Below are 17,882 nucleotides of genomic sequence, written 5' to 3'. Positions count from 1 at the left end.
CATGGCGATTGATACAATTTCAACTTCCCGTCACTACATGACCCGTCAGATCACCAGTCTGTCGAAATCTCTGAACGAAAAGACATCTCAGTTGGCTTCCGGTAAGGAAGGCACGACTTACGGCGCTGTCGGCAATTCCAGACTTCTGGATCTGGAGCTGACACAGAAGGTCAAGCGCATCGAGGCCTACGAAGAGACGATTGTTCAGGCCAATCTGCACATCAAGACGATGAACCTGACGCTTGATCGCCTGGAGGACATCCGGATCGACGGCAAGGCGTCTATGGATCTCAACGATTTTGAGCTTCAAAACGATGGCCAGACGCGCACGCAAGCGACGGCTGAGTTACTCCTTTATGAGGCTGCCAGTCTCCTCAATACGGAGGTTGCCGGATATTATCTTTATGGCGGTGGGGTTGCGTCAGAGGACCCGGTCTCGCCGATTGATGCCATCCTGGACGGTGCGGGCGGCCTTGATGGTTTGCGCATGGTGATGGATGAGTTCGGGCAAGCCAACCTGGGGGCCAATAACAACGGTCGGCTCGATGTCTCCGCTCTGGCCACGAATTATGCCGGTGCTGTTCCAACGGATTCAACCTTTTCCATCACTGAGGATGGGGCTCATGACTTCGGCTTCGACCTGGCGTCGGCCACTTCCAACTTGAGCAATGTGACTTTAACTGGTCCGGCAGGGACAGGCACTGATCCGGACAGTCTGTCGGTGGAATTTACCGGCCAGCCGACGCTGGGCGAAACCATCAGCATCGATTTCACCTTGCCGCCTGATCATACAGAAAGCATCACCCTGGAGTTCACGGCAGCGTCGAGCGACACGGAAGAGGGGGCTTTCGCTATTGGGGCGGATTTGGAAGAGACGGCGGGCAATTTGCGAACGGCGATCAACGAGGCGCTGGAACGTGAGGCTGCGACGACCTTGAAGGCTGCGTCGGATAAATGGGCGGCTGACAGCTTCTTCGATACCTTCGGCGGGGCGGACCCCGTGCGTGTGGACGGTCCGCCGTTCGACACAGCGACAGCTACGATGTCAGGGGCTGGCACGACTGTTGAATGGTACATCGGCGAGAATGACGCCACCACCAACGCCCGTACCGACAAGACAGCGGTTATCGACGACAACCTCAACGTCAATTACGGGGTGAGGGCGAACGAAGAAGGTTTGACCGATCTGATCAAGGCGCTGTCGGTCTTTATTGCCGCCGACTTCTCTGGCGGTGGTGAGACCGACGAACTTTACTATGGCGCACTGACTGCGACGACACGCGGCATTCTTGCTCCCACAACGTCGGACGAATCCGGGATTGTCGATATCGCTACCGATATCTCGATTGCTTATCGTGCCGTGGATGCGACGAGCGATCGGCACATGGTCCAGAAATCGAGTTTTACCAGCACGATCGAAGAGATCGAAGGGGTTGATAACGAATTGCTGGCAGCTGAAATCCTGCAGCTGAAAACCAACATCGAAGCATCTTACAGGGCTTCATCCATCGTCTATCAGTTGTCGCTTACCGATTATATCTAATCGAATTTCAGCGCGGCCTTTCCACCCAAAACCCTTTGCCTGGAGACCGACGATCCCCAACCAAGACGGTCTCGAACAAAAACACATCCAGCCCAACTAAAAGAGCCGGTTCCGCGGGTGGCGCGGGACCGGCTCTTCTTCATGGATTGATGACTTTCGGCTTTCGCGGGCTGGTTCGGCCCTATTCGGGGCGCACGCGCAGCCCTTCGGCGATGTTCCGATTGATACTGATCAGCGAGGTCAATTTCTCCGGCTTGGGGTCGGATAAAATCGACATCGTATGTTTGAAGACGAACATCGCCAGCGAGGCGAGGTTGTCCTTGATGTCCTGGGGGAGTTCGCTCTGTTTGCTCGTTGCCGAGGTGACGAGGATCGTCCAGAGTTTGCGATTATAGGACAAGGCTTCATCCTGCTCCGCAAAGGAGGAGGTTTCCCACTCGTCTTTAATCAGCTGGAGCCGTGCTGCGGCCTTCATCAGAAGGGTCGCTTCCAGTTCCCTCGGCGACACCGCCACTTGGCTCGTCTTCTGGTAAGCCTGCGCTGCCTGCTTGTACATGACCGATCAGCGTCCTCTCGTACTCAATGAGCTTTCGTGCTTCTTTGAGAGCCTTGTAAAAAGCGCCACTGATGATCGCGTTGCTGACCTTCGTCACATACGGGATCGTACTCGGGGCGGCCTTCACAATATCATTTACCAGCGTGAAGTAGTTTTCTTTGATCCGATCAACGTCGGTAGACAAATACATCAGCTGAACAGCCAGGTAGACTCGTTTTGCCGGAGTATTTGCCGTTGCTGGCGTAAGGATATCTTTCTCCCGAAGGATTGGGGCCTGGCCTTCGATAAACAATCGGGTCCGTTGGTTGTCATTGGTGATCACACTGTCGCCAATGATGATCCGTTCGCCCGGTTTCAATTCAACTTTGAGGGCCATGCTCAGTCCTCCGTATATAAGTATCCACCAGCAATATTGAGCAAACGTTAACGCTGGACCTTGGTAATTTAACCAATATAACCCTCAAGCTTACCCAAAGAGAGAAAGAACGCTCTGTTCCGCCTGGCTGGCGAGGGAGAGGGCTGTGGATGACAGCTGCTGGCGGGTTTGAAGGGCCAGCATGTTCGCCCCTTCCTCATTCATGTCAGCGATCGTGAGCTCGCCGGCACCAACTTCCAGAGTATTGATCAGTTCTTGCGTAAAGTCAGTTCGGATCTGTACGGTCGACAAGCTGGTTCCCAGCGTGCCGGCCGCAGACCGAAGTTCTTCCAAGGCATTGTTGATCGCCTGCAAGACACGTTCGATGTCGGTGTCATTGGCAAAGCCGCTGTCTGTGGCCAACAAGCCTACGGTTCCACTGGTCGTCGCGAACTGATCGATGTTGAAGTCATTGCCGGAGCTTGAGATGTTCCAGGAGACTTCGCCAATCATGCTGATGCTGCCACCGGCGAATGTGGCGTCGAGGCCCTTCACCGACTTCAACAGGCTGACCAGATCGCTGACAGTTGTTTCATCGTCAATTTCCAGCGACGCAGCTTCGAAGTTGTTGCCATCGGTAATATAAAGAATGTCTTCTGCCGAGAAGCCTCCGGAGGAGGTCAGTGTGGCATTGGCAGTCATCGGGGTCGTGGCCAGGGATGTCGGAGTCGCTGTTGCCGTCGCGCCGCCATCTGTCGCTGCACCGCCGCCTGAGTTGTCTTTTGAGATACTCAATGTAACGGCAGGGTCCAGTCCGGAGACGATGGAGACGGTGTCCGTATCTTCGTCGAAGGTCGCCTTGATGCCGCGCATATCGTTGAGCGCATTGACATAATCCTGAACAGTCGTGATGTCGGTGCCAACGACGAATGTCGTCGGGGTTGTGCCATCGGTGACTGTCACGATGTCGCCATCTGCCCAGTTCCCCAGTGCCGTCAGATCGGAAGAGGCTTGGAGCCCTGTCAATTCGATCGAGGTTGTTCCTGCGGCAACGGTGAAGGAGGCTGTGGCGCCTGCGCCTGTTGCCAGATCCGAAAGCGACAGGCCTGTCGAAAGGGTCGTGTCGGTGTAATCGACAGGATTGATTGTCAGGTTGGACGTGCTGTCCTCATTGAAAATTACTTCGAGCTCGTTGCCGGCGCCTGCCAGAAGGTTTTTGCCCTTGTAGTCGGAGTCGCGGGCAAGTTCTTCGATCTGTTGCAGAATATCGTTGTACTGCTCGGTCTTGATCTTACGCTGATATTCGCTGGAACTCTGAAGCGCCTGATTGGCAAGGGCCTTGGCCGATTCAACCAGTTTGGTGATCGCGGTGAGGCCGTCATCGGCAGCTCGAATTGTCTGGACAGCCTGGCCCATGTTGTCCAGGAGATTGGACAGATCACTGGCTCGGTCGTTCAGGCCGGCGGCCGTGAAGAATGAATTCGGATTATCGAGGGCCGAATTGACCTTCAGGCCAGTCGCGAGGCGATTCTGGGTCGTGGACTGCAACTTCGCTGTGTTCTTCAGCGAGAGCAAGTTGTCCCGAACGGCACTTGTAAGAACAATATCGCTCATGGGGCTCACCGCATTTCTGGTCGGCCGCTTCAGGCGGCTTGTTCGACGCGTCAGGCGCCTTTCGCCTAACAGTGCGGAGAGTGTAAATGAAAAGTAAACAGGCTTGTCAGGGGTTAATGGTTTTCTGAGCGCGGTTACTCAGAGATTTTTGCCAAGTAGCCGACTTTTAAAGGGAAATTTCTTTCAATTTGACCTTAGGGAAACGTCTGAAAGGTAAACGATCTCAGATTTCTGAACCAGGATTACGACTGGCGTGACCAGAAAGGCGCGAACTGATTCCTTTTTATCACAGTGAAAAGCCTGCAGAACGTTCCTGCGCGCAGAAGCTCTATGCGCAGCCTTGCGACTGCCACACTTGTTACTTCTGCTTAGCATGGAACTTTGGCGTCAAATCTCCCGTCAAGCACTGCTCGCTCGTGCCGCTTGGCCAGAGGTTTCGTGGATGAGAAAAGGACGACAAGAAAAGGGCGGCACACGATTGTGGCCGCCCCGAGGTTTGGAAAGGGAGTCGTTTTTTTAGAAGAGCGACAGAACTGTCTGATCAGCCTGAGAGGCGAAGGACAGGGATGTTGACGCGAGCTGCTGGCGTGTCTGCAAGGCCAGCAAGTTTGCACCTTCCTCGTTGGTATCGGCCAGGGTCAGCTTGCCGGCACCTTCCTGAAGCGTGTTGATCAGCGACTTGGTGTAGTCTTGCCGGATCTCAACGGTCGACAAGTTGGTGCCAAACTCGGACGCTTGCGATCTCAAGTTGGAGAGGGCGTTGTTTAGTCGGTCGACGACACGATTAATGTCGTTGTCCATGGCGAAGCCGCTGTCGCTGAGTGCCTCGATCGTCACACCATCTGCATCAGCCGTGAAATTTTCTGCGTTGAAGTTGGCGTTGTCGCTCGTCAGCGCCAGATCCGTCTCACTTTGAATGGCCAACTTGCCAGTCGTGGTATTGAAGGATGCATCAACGCCATTGAAGTCGCTGATAAAGTTGGTGAGATCATCGACGGTGGTGTCTTCGTCGATTTCCAGCGAACCGAGCTCGAAATTGTTGCCGTCTGTCAGTGTCAGTGTGTCGCCAGCTTTGAATGAGCCGGAGTCGACCAGTGTCGTGGACAGGGCGGTGAACGCTGTCGCGGCGACTGTCGCCAGAACCGCCGAGGCGGTCTGGTCCGCGACCAGTGTCATGTCTTCATTTGAAATGACTGTCAGAACGCCGGTGCCTTCATCAAACTCTGCCCGGACACCGGGGGTGGAGTTGATGGAGTCGATCATGTCCTGAACGGTGGTCGTGCCATCGACGGTCAAGCTGCTCTGTGCTGTTCCGCCAGCGCTGCGCACTTCAATCGCGTCGCCAGAGATGATGTCAGCTGAATCGGTCAGAAGCGAACTTGTGTTCAGCGTCGATGTGCCATCGGTGAGGGTATAGGTGGTCTTGCCACCTTCCAGCTGGAAGGACGTAGCGCCGCCCTGACCCTCAACAAGGTCAGACAGGTTCAGCCCGGTGGAGAGCGCGCTGTTGGTGTAATCGATTGCGCTGATTTTCAGCTTGGACGTGGCGTCCTCGTTGAAGATCGTCGTCAGATCGTTGCCATCACCTGCAAGCAGGTTTTTGCCCTTATAAGAAGAATCCTTGGCGACATCCTCAATCTGCTCGAGCAGATTGTTATACTGGGCTGCGAACTTCGCACGTTCAAACTGGCTCTGGGTCTGAAGCGCCTGATTGGCTTTTGCCTTGGCGGATTCAACCAGATCGGTAATCGTCTGAATGCCTTCGTCAGCAGCACGGATGGTCTGCAGCGACTGGCCCATGTCTTCTAGAAGATTGCTGAGGTCGTTTGAGCGCGAATTCAGGCCGGAGGCCGTAAAGAAGGAATTCGGATTGTCGAGCGCTGAGTTTACCTTCAGACCGGTTGCCAGCTTGTTCTGGACGCCAGACATAAGGTCGGCTGTCGACTGAAGTGTAAGTAGGTTCTGCCGAACGGCAGCCGAGAGGGTAATGTTGTCACCCATCGTAATTGTCCCTTTCCTGGGTCCTATGCACTACTGCTCTTTCTGAGCAGGTTGATCAGGATCATCTTCTGTTAACCCTAATCGATAGTTAATCAGTCGCATTATAGGGTTAATGACAGATTAATACTGGAAGCAGGGCGCGGTTTTTTGTTGTGAGGCAGCTCTCGGCTGACTGGCGCACAAACAAAAACGGCGGACCCGTGGGCCCGCCGTTCGCAGTTGGCAACTTGAGTTGCCGATGAAGCTTTACGCCTGACTTAGAAGAGACGCAGCACGTTCTGATCTGCCTGAGCGGCAAGGGACAGGGAGGTGGAGGCCAGCGACTGCTGGGTCTGCAACGCCAGGAGATTGGCGCCTTCCTCGTTTGTATCGGCCAGCGTCAGCTTGCCGGCGCCTTCTTCCAGTGTATCGATGATATCATTCGTGAAGTCTTGGCGGTTCTGTACGATGGAAAGGTTCGTACCAAACGTGGAGGCCTGCGATCGTAACGTGTTCTGGGCGCTGGAAAGGGCGGACAGAGTGCTGTCGATGTTGGCGTCGGTGGCAAAGGAGGAATCCGTGCCGTCAGTTGTGGAATCGGCGAGGGCGCCATCAGAAGAGATGGTCAGCTTGAAGTCAGATGTTGTAGTCAGCACGCCGGCAGCCAAGGTCGCACTTGCGCCGTCAATGGCGTCAATCGCGGCTTCCAGATCGTCGACCGTTGTCGTGTCGGTGACTTCAAAGGTGCTGATCTCCGTACCGTTGGCGTCGGTGAAGCTGAGGACGTCTCCGGCAGCAAAGTCACCATCGTCGGTCAACAGATTGCCGCCGGTCAGGGCTGCACTGCCCGTCGCGGTGGTGTTCAGGGCAATTGTCGAGGTGCCGGAGGTTGCTTCCGTCAGGTCCGACAGGCTCAAGCCTGTGGAGGACGTCGTGTCGGTAAAGTCGACGGCGCTGATCGATAGGGAGGAGGAGCCGTCTTCGTTAAAGGTTACGGAGAGGTCGTTTCCGTTACCGCCGAGAAGGTTCTTTCCCTTGTAGCCACTGTCCTTGGCGATATCCTCGATTTGCGTCAGAAGTTCGTTGTATTCCTTGGCATATTGGGAGCGTTCGGACTGACTGGAAGTCTGGGAAGCCTGGTTGGCTTTCGCCTTGGCGGCATCGACAAGGTCGCTGATGGCCTCGATACCTTTATCGGCGGCCTTCAAGGTCTGAACGGACTGACCCATGTCATCCAGCAGGGAAGACAAATCGTTCGCACGGTTTTCCAAGCCCTTCGCAGTGAAGAAAGAGTTTGGGTTATCGAGAGCAGAATTGACTTTTCTGCCAGTAGACAGCTTTTCCTGCACTGAGCTCATAAGCTGTGATGTCGCCTGAAGAGAGTTCAGGTTGGAGCGGACAGCGCTGGACAAAGTAATATCGGCCATTTTAGTACCTTTCTAGGACTACTCTTTACTTCGACCCTTCCTGGGTCTGACATCCTAGAAATGATTGGTTCAGGAAAATGCTTTGTGAAGAAACATGGTTAGTGCAAGTTAACCTTAATGCTTCCTTTCAGATGAAATAAAAGCGGCGGACTTTCGCCCGCCGCTCATTCTTACTTTCCACGGTCTTCTTCTTAGAAGAGACGCAGGACGTTCTGGTCGGCCTGGGCTGCCAGTGACAGGGACGTGGAGGCCAGAGACTGCTGGGTCTGAAGAGCCAGCAAGTTGGCGCCTTCCTCGTTGGTGTCTGCCAGTGTCAGCTTGCCGGCACCTTCTTCCAGGGTGTTAATCATGGAGTTCGTGAAATCCTGACGGCTTTGCACGATTGAAAGGTTGGTACCGAAGGTCGAGGCCTGCGAGCGAAGCGTATCCTGGGCTTTCTTCAGATCGCTCAGGGTGTCTTCGATCGCAGAGTCCGTGGCGAAAGAGGAATCCGTTCCATCGGTCGTCACGGCCGCGTTGCTGTTAAAGCCTGCGTTGTCAGACGAGATCGAAAGTTTAAAGTCCGACGTCGTGGTCAGCACGCCAGCAGAGAGATCTGCGCTTGCACCATCAATGTCATCAATCGCAGCTTCCAGGTCATCGACGGTTGTCGTGTCGGTGATTTCAAAGGAGCCGATTTCGGTGCCATTGGAGTCGGTGAAAGTCAGAGTATCCCCGGCCGTGAATTCTGCATCATCGGTCAACAGGTTGCCGCCGGTAAGAGCGGCGTTGCCGGTTGCTGCAGTGTTCAGGGCGATCGTGGACGTGCCGGACGTTGCTTCGGTCAGGTCAGAAAGGCTCAGGCCTGTCGAAGACGTGGTGTCCGTAAAGTCGACAGCGGAAATGGCAAGTGAGGACGAACCATCTTCGTTGAAGGTCACGGACAAGTCATTGCCGGTACCGCCGAGCAGGTTCTTGCCCTTGTATCCACTGTCCTTGGCCAGATCTTCGATCTGCGTCAGGAGTTCATTGTACTCTGAAGCATACTGACTGCGTTCGGACTGACTGGATGTCTGGGAAGCCTGGTTGGCTTTTGCCTTGGCTGCATCGACAAGGTCGCTGATGGCCTCGATACCTTTGTCGGCGGCCTTCAAGGTCTGAACAGACTGACCCATGTCATCCAGCAGAGAGGACAAATCGTTCGCGCGATTTTCCAAGCCCTTTGCAGTGAAGAAAGAGTTCGGGTTGTCGAGCGCCGAGTTGACCTGCTTACCGGTGGAGAGTTTCTCCTGAACCGAGGTCATCATCTTGGAGGTCGCCTGAAGGGCGTTGAGGTTCGAACGCACTGCGCTCGAGAGATTGATGCTATCAGCCATTTTTTGATCCTTTCTAGGATTACGCGTTACAGAACCCTTCCTGGGTTCAGCACGGTGAAAATGGCATCTCCAAGTGTAAACAGCTGTTAATAAACATGGTTAGCAACAATCTAACCTTAAGTTAATCTAAAAACATCCAAAGAAATGGCGGGGTATTTTCCGCCATCTCTTTGTTTTTACTATTGCGTCATTTTAGAAGAGGCGAAGAACATTCTGATCTGCCTGAGCGGCAAGAGACAGGGATGTTGAGGCCAAAGTCTGCTGAGTCTGCAGTGCCAGCAGGTTTGCGCCTTCCTCGTTGGTGTCCGCAAGGGTCAGTTTTCCGGCGCCTTCCTCCAATGTGTTGATGATCGCCTTGGTGAAGTCCTGGCGACTTTCGACGATGGAGAGGTTGGTACCGAAGGTTGAGGCCTGGGCACGAAGCGTGTCCTGGGCGTTCTTCAGAGAGCTCAGGGTCGAGTCGATCGAGCTGTCAGTTGCAAAGGACGAATCCGTACCATCGGTTGTCGTGTCGGCGAGGGCGCCGTCAGACGAGATGGTCAGCTTGAAGTCTGATGTCGTCGTCAGCGTGCCAGCTGCCAGGGTCGCGCTTGCGCCGTCAATGGCATCGATCGCGGCCTCCAGGTCGTCCACGGTGGTCGTATCGGTGACTTCCAGAGTGCCGATTTCCGTGCCGTTGGCATCTGTAAAGGTGAGAACGTCACCCGCAGCAAAGTCACCGTCGTCGGTCAGCAGATTGCCACCTGTCAGGGCTGCGCTGCCCGTTGCGGTGGTGTTCAGGGCAATGGTGGAGGTGCCGGAAGTTGCTTCCGTCAAGTCCGACAGGTTCAGCCCAGTTGAAGACGTCGTGTCGGAGTAATCGACTGACGAAATCGACAGGGAGGACGATCCGTCCTCATTGAAGGTCACCGACAGATCGTTACCGGTGCCGCCAAGCAAGTTCTTGCCGCCGTAGCCGCTGTCCTTTGCCAGATCTTCAATCTGCGTCAGAAGCTCATTGTATTCCTTGGCATATTGCGCACGCTCGGACTGACTGGATGTCTGTTGAGCCTGGTTCGCTTTCGCCTTGGCGGAATCGACCAGATCGGAAATGGCTTCAATGCCCTTGTCCGCCGCTTTCAGTGTCTGGATCGACTGCCCCATGTCGTCCAGCAGGGTGGACAGATCGCTTGCGCGATTTTCCAGGCCCTTTGCGGTGAAGAAGGAGTTCGGGTTGTCGAGGGCCGAGTTGACCTTCTTGCCCGTAGACAGTTTCTCCTGAACCGAGCTCATCAGCTGAGAGGTTGCTTGGAGAGAGTTCAAGTTATTGCGCACTGCGCTTGAAAGAGTAATGCCACCCATCACAGAGTTCCTTCTGTTTTCCCTAATCATTCTTCCTGAATGACAACCGAACTCTGCTGTTAAAATTTGTATTGAATCTTAATTTTATTTGTTACTCGTTCTTAAGATTAAATATTAGAAAACGTAATTGGTTAAGTCTCATAGTAAATTTTGTCTTACTCGCCTTCTTTTACTGTTTACCATATTGCAGTCTGGGGGGTATTGCGAAGGAGCTGTTGGGGTCTGGGTGCTTTGTTTCTAGTGATTTAGACAAGGGTAATTTTGCCAATGAAATTTGGCATGAGGTCGGCGTTATTGGTAAACGCGCAGGTGAGCTCGGCATGGATCCTCCCTTGGGGAAGGGGGTGCAAAACTCTGGGGAAGCGGCTTCTTGGGCTCTGAGAATGTTGGGTGGTCAGGCTGGCTGTGGTCGTTGCAGTGCCGATAAGGAGAATTTCTTACCTGGCGGAGTGTCAATCAGAAGCTCAGGGCATCAGGCGATGCTTGCCTTGGGCGTGGTGCTCCGAGGGCACGGCTCTGGTGGCGTGCGGTCAAGAAGCATTCTGCTTGAAGCTTGGCTTCGGCGCATCGCTTCATGCGGCCAGCCAAAGTCACTCGGGCAAATTCAGGGGATTGGCAAGGTCGTGCGGGAAGGGTGCTCAGGCAAATGGCTGGCGCGCACAGACTTCAGCAGAATGTGTTGCTGGGTGATTTTGCCGCTTTAGTTCCTGGTCCAGTTGCGGCAGAGCTCATCTGCCGCAAATGCCATGTATTGTTTTCAGGCAGTGGTTGCTGCGCGCTGTGAAGCGGGAGGGGCTGCTTGTTCAGCGATTGACCTGGTGTAAGCGCGTACCCGGCGAAGGCTTTCGCTTGGGATTTGCTGAACCACTTCACCCGTGTCGCTGTTCTTTGCCTGGTAGATCAGGCTTTCGCTTTCGGGGTCGATAAAGTTTTGTCGCTCGATATTCAATCGTCCCGAGAGAGGTTCTTGCGTTCGCGGGTTGTCAGACGCGCGTCGGCTTTCATTGCCTTGATCCGTCGGTGACACGGTCTTTTCGACCGGCAGGTCGGTATTGGCGGCTGGCGTCACCCTTTCGGGGGCTCTCGTTTCCGGCGTGATGGCCGAATAGGTCGGCACTTGCGGCCGGACTAATGCAGTATCCATAATCCGTTCCTCCGGGTGGCTCGTTTCAAGACCCGATACGGACAAGAATAACGTAGGGGAATGAATCGAAACTTAATCAATTGGTTACGAATTAAATCAAACTCAATTTCGAATCAGTGTCTGTTGGAAAGTTCATTTAAATTCAGGTGGTTGTGATTTATTCAGCTGCTAGGGAAATCGATCGGATCGACGTGAAATGGCCGATTTTTCGACTTTCTCTGGTGTTGACGATGGGGTGTCTGGTGCCATCAACAGGTTTGTCGCTGTTTCTTTGGCCAGAAAGTGGACCGAAACCGTGGGCCGATGTCGCGCGGGCGGCCTACGAGACTGAATGCGTATTATATGTCTGTTGGTTCAAGATGCCTTTGGGGCAATTTAATGCGCCTTGCTGGCAACGTCTTCTCGCAAGACAGCGTAATGACGTGAGGCCTTCTTCCGGCCGAAAAACCAAAAAGAGCGCCCTGTGAGGCGCTCCATTGCAGTTGCGGGGCATTTTATGCAGAAAGCCGAACTGTCAAAGGCTCTGATTGATCGCAATACCGTTTGCACTCTTGGAGATAGAAGGGGCCTGGCCGGTCGGTCCGTAGGTTGTGGTCGATTGCTGGGCGCCAACCGCCTTGGCAACGGTCGTGACGATCGTGTTGGTGACATCACGGGCAGCCGATAGGACAGCCAGATTGATCCGCAGGACAGGCTGAAATTCGGCGTGCCGACGGCGCAGGTTGTGCGATCCAGCGGGGGACAGGTTGCCGAGTGCAACGGCGTGCTGCTTGGCGCAAAGCATGCCGCGGGTATAGGCGTGGATCAGACGGGCTTTTTCGGGCTGCAACGTGCCAGCGTCCTTCAACTTGCCCGCGCGCACGAGCCCGGTTTCCGTTTCGATCAGCTCAAGAAGATGTTCCATCGTGTCTCCCAACGCTTCGCAAAAGCTGTTGGCCTCGGCCGGGTTTTGCGGACGCTCCAACGAGAAGGGGAGGTCGAGGGCCTGATTTTGTACGGTCATTGTGCGCTCTCCTGCATTTGCAGCAGTTGACGTTCAACAGAGTCGGCCAGACCGACGCCGCCTGCTTGGCTGATGTTCTTGGCGTATTCTTCGATGAGCATTCCTTGCCAGGCTTCCGAGCCGTGGCCTTTGCCCCAGGTGCCGCCCTCATCGAGGCCGGTGAACATGTTCTGCAGCATGGTGCGCAGGAAAACGCTCTCAAACTCTTCGGCGGCTTCGCGCACATCGGTTTTTTCTGAGCTTATTGAAGCCCTGCTCAGCGCTGCGCTGGCGGTGTTCAGTCCGTACTGGCCGGTCAGGGTGGTTGCTGTATCTACCATGATCACAGAACCTCGATTTCGGCTTGGAGGGCACCTGAAGCCTTGATGGCCTGAAGAATGGAGATCATGTCGCGCGGGCCGATGCCGAGGGCGTTCAGGCCATCGACCAGCTGTTTCAACGTCACGGATTGAGGCACGATTGCCAGCTTTGCATCCGCATCGTCATTGATCATGAGATCGGAGCGGGGCAGCACCTGGGTCTGACCGTTGGCGAAGGGGAGGGGCTGAGACACCTGAGGTGTTTCCGCGATGGTGACGGTGAGGTTGCCCTGGGCAACGGCCACAGTGGAGACCTTCACATCCTGCCCCATGACGATGATGCCGGAGTTTTCGTCAATCACGACCTTGGCTGGCAGGTCCGGTTCGACGATCAGCTGTTCGATGTCGGTCAGCAGATCGACAATGTTGCCGTTGTACTCGCGCGGCAGGTCAATGCGCACCGTTCCTGGATCAAGCGGTTCTGCGGTCGGCATGCCGATCAGTTCATTGATCGACAAAGCGATGCGGCGGGATGTGGTCAGGTCCGGGTTGCGCAAAGCCAGACGCAGGGTGGTCAGCGACGCGAGCTTGAATTCAACTTCGCGTTCCACCAAGCCGCCATTGGCGATGCGTCCGGAGGTTGGAACGCCGCGAACCACGGAGGCTGCGTCAGCCTGGGCGGAAAACCCGGCGACGGCGACTGAGCCCTGGGCGATGGAGTAGACTTCCCCATCTGCGCCGACGAGAGGGGTGACCAGAAGCGTTCCGCCCTGAAGAGAGGCTGCATTGCCAAGGGCGCTGACGTTCACGTCGATCCGCGTCCCTTGTGTGGCGAAAGGCGGCAAGTTTGCTGTTACCATTACGGCAGCGACGGTATTGGTGTTCAGGTCAACGTCACGGGTGTTGACGCCCAGTCGCTCCAGCATTGCCTGCAAGCTCTGCTGGGTGAAGGGGGTGTTACGGAGGCTGTCCCCGGTGCCGTTCAGGCCGACGACGAGGCCGTAGCCGATGAGCTGGTTTTCACGAATGCCCTCGAAGTCAGCGATGTCCTTGATCCGCGACGCAGCAAGGGCGGCGGACGTGAGGAGGGTCACGCAGAGGACAACAGTCAGGAAACGAAAAACCATGCCGGTGTTCATACCTAAATTCCGTAGTGGCTGGACCGAAGCAGTGCCGTGCACATGAACTTCGAGCTTCGCTTGGCAATATGCGAGGGTCATGCCAGTTTGGAAAAGGGTTCAGAGTTCTGATTAAGTAACTGATTTTTATAATATAACTTCGTTCTTCTTGCGTTTTTAAGAATGAGTGGTGTGGAAGCGTTCGGCAAATATTGCCGATTCCCCCCGGACTCATTTACCCTATGGGGAAGATTCTGACGTCTGCGGGCGTGCATCAGGTGATGTTCTGGCAACGCAGCTGACAAGAAACGGATGGAGCTCATGCGGATCAACGGACAATCCCCGGTAACGGGTGTGCAGGGGCGTGGCTCGAAGAAGAAGGCCGGTGGCGCTTCCGGCGCGTTCACGCTGGATTCTGGAACTGAAACCTCTCAGGCCGGGGCGATGTCTGGTTCGAGTGGCATTCATGGCATGGATGCCCTGTTGGCTCTGCAGGAAGTGGAAGAAGAACCGAACCGCAAGCGGCAGGCTACACAGCGCGGGCACGATCTGCTCGATACGCTTGATCAGCTGAAGGCCGACCTGCTGGCGGGGCGTGTCTCGGAAGATCGGCTGGAGCGGCTTAGCAGCCGGCTGTCGGACGAGATCGACAGCGGCGACGAAAAGGTCGAAGCCGTGCTCCGAGAGATCGAACTGCGGGCCAAGGTAGAGCTGGCGAAACTCGGCCGATTCTACGATTAAGGTGACGCAGCGGTGGGCAGTACTGTGATGGCTATGTAAGCTTTTCGATGTATCCAATTGAATTAACTAAACTTTCACTGGCGTCAATTTTACCAAATGGACCGTTGTGGGTTGCGGTGCGTGGGGATATATTGCGCCCGGCCTAACGGTAATCCGGAGCTATCGATGACGGTTGAACTTGAGTCTGCATATCGACCCTCGGACGACGAGCCGTTCATGAATGAAAGGCAGCGCGAGTACTTCAAGAACAAGTTGCTCGCCTGGAAGGATGACATTCTTCGGGAAAGCAAGGAAACCCTTGCGAACCTTCAGGAAGAAAGTCAGAATCACCCGGACTTCGCTGACCGGGCCTCGTCTGAAACTGATCGGTCTATTGAACTGCGTGCCAGGGATCGCCAACGCAAGTTGATCTCCAAGATCAATGACGCGCTTGAGCGTATCTCTGACAAGACATACGGCTATTGCGAAGAAACGGGAGACCCGATCTCCGTACGCCGTCTGGAAGCACGTCCTATCGCGACTTTGTCTATTGAGGCGCAGGAAGCTCACGAGCGGCGCGAGAAAGTTTATCGCGACGACTGATGACCTTCGCCAATCTCGGCGAATAAAATCAAGGCTCATCCGCTTGGCGGGTGAGCCTTTTTTGTTTGTGCGACGGGCTTTTTGGACTGCCACTCTGGATCGGCAACTGGGACAAAGAAAACGGGCACGATGCTCGGGGAGCGAGACATCGTGCCCGTTATCTGTGGTCGTTCGGCTTCTAGAACGCCGGCCGACCACAGGGGGACTGTGAAAAGGGGAGGGAGCACCCTGGCGGAAACGGCCGGGGTCAGAAAGGCAGCATGATGTCCAGGACCTGACTGCCATAGCGAGGTTGCTGAACATCTGTCAGCTGACCACGGCCGCCATATCCGATGCGGGCTTCGGCGATCTTCTCGCTGGCGATTGTGTTTTCGGAGGTGATGTCTTCCGGTCGGACGACACCTGCGACCACCAGCTCACGCACCTCGTTGTTGACGCGCACTTCCTGCCGCCCTTCGATCACCATATTGCCGTTCGGGAGAACCTGCAGGACGACTGCTGCAATGGTCGTTTCCAGCTTTTCTTCGCGGTCGACGCTGCCAGAGCCGGAGAAGGCTGAGCTGCTGTCGATGGAGGCCAGATCGCTTGCGGATACGCCTGCCGGCAGGCCGATGATATCGAGTGCCGTGCCGAGAGCGCCACCGGCGCCTGCGGAGGTGCTGTCTGAGCGTGAGCGGTCAGTCTGGTTGTCAAATTGGGCGCTGTCAGAAATGGTCACGACCACCGTCAGGATGTCGCCGATCTGTTTGGCGCGTTGATCCTCAAAGAAGGCCCGGTTACCGGAGCGCCACAGCGAGTTCGGACTGTAGTGAGCGCTTTGCGGCTCGGGCATCGGCATTTGTACCGGCCGATAGCCGGGGGTCGTGCGTGGATCCTGTATGGCATTCAGGTGTGGCTGCTGACCGACCTGGGCCAGCTTGTCCGCCGTGCCGCAGGCAGCCAATGTGGCGGCAAGCAAGGTCAGGGCGGTCATCGAGGCGCCACGTGCAAACTGATGGAGACGGGAGCGTCGATTGCGCAGGGAAAGGTGCAGCAGGGTCATTCGACGGCTCCTTCAAGGCTGGCGACGCGTGCGGCGGGGGACAGGATGCGGACCTGACCGCGAGAGACGACTTCGGCGGTGACGATCCGGCGGGATTCCAGGTTCATGATGTCGATGATATCGCCTTGGGAGCCGTCCTCCATTGCCTGGCCTCGGGTGGTCAGTCGCATGCCTGGCATCTGCAAGGTCAGGGTGACCTTTTCATTGCGCGTCACAAGCACCGGCCGTTCAAAGTTGGTACGGGTCAGCGGGCTGTTCGGCCGCATATTGACGCGGGCTGCAAGGCCGACAACTTCCGTAATATCGACCACCGACCGAGCCGGAACCTGCTGAATAGGCAGACGCGCGACAGTCAGGTCTTCCGCCTTCAAGATATTGCCGCGTGACAGCGGGCGGGCCAGGACGGCGACCTCGACCATTTCACGAGCGTAGCCGGAAAGGGTCAGGGGCTGGCGACCGCGGGGGCCTGCTACCGAGAAGGTCAGGGTGAAGCGCCCGTCATTGCGGGACCACAACACCTGATCCACCCGAACAGGTTCCATGTCGGCAGGGTCGGCCTGCAGCGGTGCGGGGTCACGGAAGAAGGAGATATCCAGGTCCGCTATTGTCAGACTGGCATCGCGTTCCGCCAAGGCTGCTGCACTCAGTCGCTTCAGCCGTTCCGCATCGAAAATCTCGGCACGGCGGTGAACCGTGACGGCGCTCAGGCCGTCGGTTCCGGCCCCCGTCAATCCTGCTGCGCGGGCGCGGCGGGCGACATCTTCAGCCGGAACGGATCCGGTGACACCGATGTCCGGGGCCTGAAACAGCGGCACGGAGGCGTAGGCGCCTGCAGACTGGTAGAAATCGCCAACGGTGACGAGTTCCGCCAGGATCGAAATCTCGGATCGGAGCACCGGACCTGATTTGGCCTTGACAGGCGTCACCGCAAGAGCGGCCAACATGCAGGCGGCGAGGGCGATTAGGCGAAGCATCAGTCCAACTCCTCAGCGAATGTTGCTGGTTGTGGAGAGCATCTCGTCAGCTGCCTGGATGATCTTCGAATTCATCTCATAGGCCCGCTGGGCGGCAATCAGGTCGGAAATTTCCGTGACAGCTTCGACGTTCGAGGCTTCGACATAGCCTTGCTGCAGATCGCCGAAGTTGTTGTTGCCCGGATCATCGGTCTGGGCGGCGCCGCTGGCGTCGGTTTCCAGGTAGAGGTTGTCTCCGATGGATTCCAGGCCGGACTTGTTGACGAAGCGGGCAAGCTGCATCTGGCCGAGTGTCACCTGGTTGCCGTTGTCGTCGGCCACCTGGACCGTGCCGTCGGCGGAGATGGACAGGTTGGTGCCGTCTTCTGGAATGTTGATGCCCGGCTGAACGGTATAGCCGTCAATCGTCACCAGGTTGCCGTTCGGATCTCGTTCGAAAGAGCCGTCTCGGGTGTATGCAGTGGTGCCGTCAGGAAGTTCGATCTGAAAGAAACCTTCACCGCGAATGGCGATGTCCAGTTCCTTGTCCGTTTGTTCCAGGGTTCCCTGAGACATGATGCGCGAGGTCGCCGCAGTCTTGACACCGGAGCCAACCTGGACGCCGGTTGGTGCGATTGTTCCTGCGGCAGAGGTCTGGGAACCGACACGGCGCATGTTCTGGTAAAGCAGATCCTGGAAGTCGGCGCGCAGGCGCTTGTAGCCAGTGGTCCGCATGTTGGCGACGTTGTTGGAGATGACCTCGACGTTGGTTTCCTGCGCCTTCATGCCTGTCGCGGCGATATGCAGTGCTTTCATGGTCTCATATCCT

General features: G+C 56.0%; 17 protein-coding genes. 3 read left to right on the top strand and 14 right to left on the bottom strand.

Annotation, left to right across the window (positions count from 1 at the left end; translation table 11 throughout):
* Position 1: 1 nt before the first annotated feature.
* A complete protein-coding gene (locus J0X15_RS07165) occupies positions 2 to 1,543 on the top strand; it encodes a flagellar protein (RefSeq protein ID WP_206939213.1) in 1,542 nt (513 codons plus the stop codon).
* Between the two features lie 181 nt (positions 1,544 to 1,724).
* Here the strand turns inward: J0X15_RS07165 and flaF are convergent, their stop codons facing one another.
* The 11 genes from flaF to J0X15_RS07110 form a co-directional block, all read right to left on the bottom strand.
* Entirely contained in the window at positions 1,725 to 2,099 is a 375-nt protein-coding gene (gene flaF / locus J0X15_RS07160; protein ID WP_206939212.1) for a flagellar biosynthesis regulator FlaF, read from the bottom strand.
* Positions 1,987 to 2,475 carry a flagellar biosynthesis repressor FlbT gene (flbT, locus tag J0X15_RS07155; protein WP_206939211.1) on the bottom strand — a complete coding sequence of 163 codons (489 nt, stop codon included), beginning with the start codon at positions 2,473 to 2,475 and terminating at the stop codon, positions 1,987 to 1,989. Before flbT ends, flaF begins: the two co-directional genes overlap by 113 nt.
* A gap of 90 nt (positions 2,476 to 2,565) precedes the next feature.
* Positions 2,566 to 4,068, bottom strand: a complete 1,503-nt coding sequence (locus tag J0X15_RS07150; protein ID WP_206939210.1) for a flagellin N-terminal helical domain-containing protein — start codon at positions 4,066 to 4,068, stop codon at positions 2,566 to 2,568.
* Positions 4,069 to 4,584: 516 nt separating this feature from the next.
* Complete coding sequence (locus tag J0X15_RS07145) at positions 4,585 to 6,069, bottom strand: flagellin N-terminal helical domain-containing protein (RefSeq protein ID WP_206939208.1); 1,485 nt, start codon at positions 6,067 to 6,069, stop codon at positions 4,585 to 4,587.
* 257 nt (positions 6,070 to 6,326) lie between these two features.
* Positions 6,327 to 7,475 (bottom strand): flagellin, encoded by a 1,149-nt coding sequence (locus tag J0X15_RS07140; RefSeq protein WP_206939206.1) that lies wholly within the window; start codon positions 7,473 to 7,475, stop codon positions 6,327 to 6,329.
* Positions 7,476 to 7,666: 191 nt separating this feature from the next.
* The gene (locus tag J0X15_RS07135) at positions 7,667 to 8,830 is read right to left on the bottom strand and encodes a flagellin (protein ID WP_206939204.1); all 1,164 of its coding nucleotides are present in this window, start codon (positions 8,828 to 8,830) and stop codon (positions 7,667 to 7,669) included.
* A 192-nt stretch (positions 8,831 to 9,022) separates the two neighbouring features.
* The gene (locus tag J0X15_RS07130) at positions 9,023 to 10,171 is read right to left on the bottom strand and encodes a flagellin N-terminal helical domain-containing protein (protein ID WP_206939202.1); all 1,149 of its coding nucleotides are present in this window, start codon (positions 10,169 to 10,171) and stop codon (positions 9,023 to 9,025) included.
* 757 nt (positions 10,172 to 10,928) lie between these two features.
* A complete protein-coding gene (locus J0X15_RS07125) occupies positions 10,929 to 11,315 on the bottom strand; it encodes a hypothetical protein (RefSeq protein WP_209015126.1) in 387 nt (128 codons plus the stop codon).
* 514 nt (positions 11,316 to 11,829) lie between these two features.
* On the bottom strand, positions 11,830 to 12,318 hold the full coding sequence (locus J0X15_RS07120) for a hypothetical protein (RefSeq protein WP_209015125.1): 489 nt from the start codon (positions 12,316 to 12,318) through the stop codon (positions 11,830 to 11,832).
* A complete protein-coding gene (locus J0X15_RS07115; RefSeq protein WP_206939200.1) occupies positions 12,315 to 12,638 on the bottom strand; it encodes a rod-binding protein in 324 nt (107 codons plus the stop codon). The genes J0X15_RS07120 and J0X15_RS07115 overlap by 4 nt, the downstream gene beginning before the upstream one ends.
* 2 nt (positions 12,639 to 12,640) lie before the next feature.
* Positions 12,641 to 13,744 (bottom strand): flagellar basal body P-ring protein FlgI, encoded by a 1,104-nt coding sequence (locus J0X15_RS07110; protein WP_206939198.1) that lies wholly within the window; start codon positions 13,742 to 13,744, stop codon positions 12,641 to 12,643.
* 312 nt (positions 13,745 to 14,056) lie between these two features.
* On the opposite strand from J0X15_RS07110, the gene J0X15_RS07105 reads away from it, so the two are divergent.
* Positions 14,057 to 14,476 (top strand): flagellar assembly protein FliX, encoded by a 420-nt coding sequence (locus J0X15_RS07105; protein ID WP_206939196.1) that lies wholly within the window; start codon positions 14,057 to 14,059, stop codon positions 14,474 to 14,476.
* Positions 14,477 to 14,641: 165 nt separating this feature from the next.
* Positions 14,642 to 15,058: an RNA polymerase-binding protein DksA gene (dksA, locus tag J0X15_RS07100; RefSeq protein WP_206939193.1), complete on the top strand. Its 417-nt coding sequence runs from the start codon at positions 14,642 to 14,644 to the stop codon at positions 15,056 to 15,058.
* A gap of 247 nt (positions 15,059 to 15,305) precedes the next feature.
* Here dksA and flgH read toward each other — a convergent pair whose 3' ends face one another.
* The 3 genes from flgH to flgG all read right to left on the bottom strand — a co-directional run bounded on the left by flgH (position 15,306) and on the right by flgG (position 17,869).
* Positions 15,306 to 16,031, bottom strand: a complete 726-nt coding sequence (gene flgH, locus J0X15_RS07095; RefSeq protein ID WP_206939334.1) for a flagellar basal body L-ring protein FlgH — start codon at positions 16,029 to 16,031, stop codon at positions 15,306 to 15,308.
* A 65-nt stretch (positions 16,032 to 16,096) separates the two neighbouring features.
* Positions 16,097 to 17,074: a flagellar basal body P-ring formation chaperone FlgA gene (flgA, locus tag J0X15_RS07090; RefSeq protein WP_209015123.1), complete on the bottom strand. Its 978-nt coding sequence runs from the start codon at positions 17,072 to 17,074 to the stop codon at positions 16,097 to 16,099.
* A gap of 12 nt (positions 17,075 to 17,086) precedes the next feature.
* Positions 17,087 to 17,869 carry a flagellar basal-body rod protein FlgG gene (flgG, locus tag J0X15_RS07085; RefSeq protein WP_206939189.1) on the bottom strand — a complete coding sequence of 261 codons (783 nt, stop codon included), beginning with the start codon at positions 17,867 to 17,869 and terminating at the stop codon, positions 17,087 to 17,089.
* Positions 17,870 to 17,882: the final 13 nt, after the last annotated feature.

This window comes from Roseibium limicola, from assembly GCF_017313085.1.
GTDB lineage: Bacteria > Pseudomonadota > Alphaproteobacteria > Rhizobiales > Stappiaceae > Roseibium > Roseibium limicola.
Note: the sequence above shows the minus strand (reverse complement) of the source record. Positions and strands in the feature narration are given on the sequence as shown.

What these genes read in the sequence shown, in the direction of transcription:
- J0X15_RS07165 (WP_206939213.1), top strand. Translation starts at nt 2, where the DNA reads ATGGCGATTGATACAATTTCAACTTCCCGTCACTACATGACCCGTCAG.
- flaF (WP_206939212.1), bottom strand. Translation starts at nt 2,099, where the DNA reads ATGTACAAGCAGGCAGCGCAGGCTTACCAGAAGACGAGCCAAGTGGCG.
- flbT (WP_206939211.1), bottom strand. Translation starts at nt 2,475, where the DNA reads ATGGCCCTCAAAGTTGAATTGAAACCGGGCGAACGGATCATCATTGGC.
- J0X15_RS07150 (WP_206939210.1), bottom strand. Translation starts at nt 4,068, where the DNA reads ATGAGCGATATTGTTCTTACAAGTGCCGTTCGGGACAACTTGCTCTCG.
- J0X15_RS07145 (WP_206939208.1), bottom strand. Translation starts at nt 6,069, where the DNA reads ATGGGTGACAACATTACCCTCTCGGCTGCCGTTCGGCAGAACCTACTT.
- J0X15_RS07140 (WP_206939206.1), bottom strand. Translation starts at nt 7,475, where the DNA reads ATGGCCGATATTACTTTGTCCAGCGCTGTCCGCTCCAACCTGAACTCT.
- J0X15_RS07135 (WP_206939204.1), bottom strand. Translation starts at nt 8,830, where the DNA reads ATGGCTGATAGCATCAATCTCTCGAGCGCAGTGCGTTCGAACCTCAAC.
- J0X15_RS07130 (WP_206939202.1), bottom strand. Translation starts at nt 10,171, where the DNA reads ATGGGTGGCATTACTCTTTCAAGCGCAGTGCGCAATAACTTGAACTCT.
- J0X15_RS07125 (WP_209015126.1), bottom strand. Translation starts at nt 11,315, where the DNA reads ATGGATACTGCATTAGTCCGGCCGCAAGTGCCGACCTATTCGGCCATC.
- J0X15_RS07120 (WP_209015125.1), bottom strand. Translation starts at nt 12,318, where the DNA reads ATGACCGTACAAAATCAGGCCCTCGACCTCCCCTTCTCGTTGGAGCGT.
- J0X15_RS07115 (WP_206939200.1), bottom strand. Translation starts at nt 12,638, where the DNA reads ATGGTAGATACAGCAACCACCCTGACCGGCCAGTACGGACTGAACACC.
- J0X15_RS07110 (WP_206939198.1), bottom strand. Translation starts at nt 13,744, where the DNA reads ATGGTTTTTCGTTTCCTGACTGTTGTCCTCTGCGTGACCCTCCTCACG.
- J0X15_RS07105 (WP_206939196.1), top strand. Translation starts at nt 14,057, where the DNA reads ATGCGGATCAACGGACAATCCCCGGTAACGGGTGTGCAGGGGCGTGGC.
- dksA (WP_206939193.1), top strand. Translation starts at nt 14,642, where the DNA reads ATGACGGTTGAACTTGAGTCTGCATATCGACCCTCGGACGACGAGCCG.
- flgH (WP_206939334.1), bottom strand. Translation starts at nt 16,031, where the DNA reads ATGACCGCCCTGACCTTGCTTGCCGCCACATTGGCTGCCTGCGGCACG.
- flgA (WP_209015123.1), bottom strand. Translation starts at nt 17,074, where the DNA reads ATGCTTCGCCTAATCGCCCTCGCCGCCTGCATGTTGGCCGCTCTTGCG.
- flgG (WP_206939189.1), bottom strand. Translation starts at nt 17,869, where the DNA reads ATGAAAGCACTGCATATCGCCGCGACAGGCATGAAGGCGCAGGAAACC.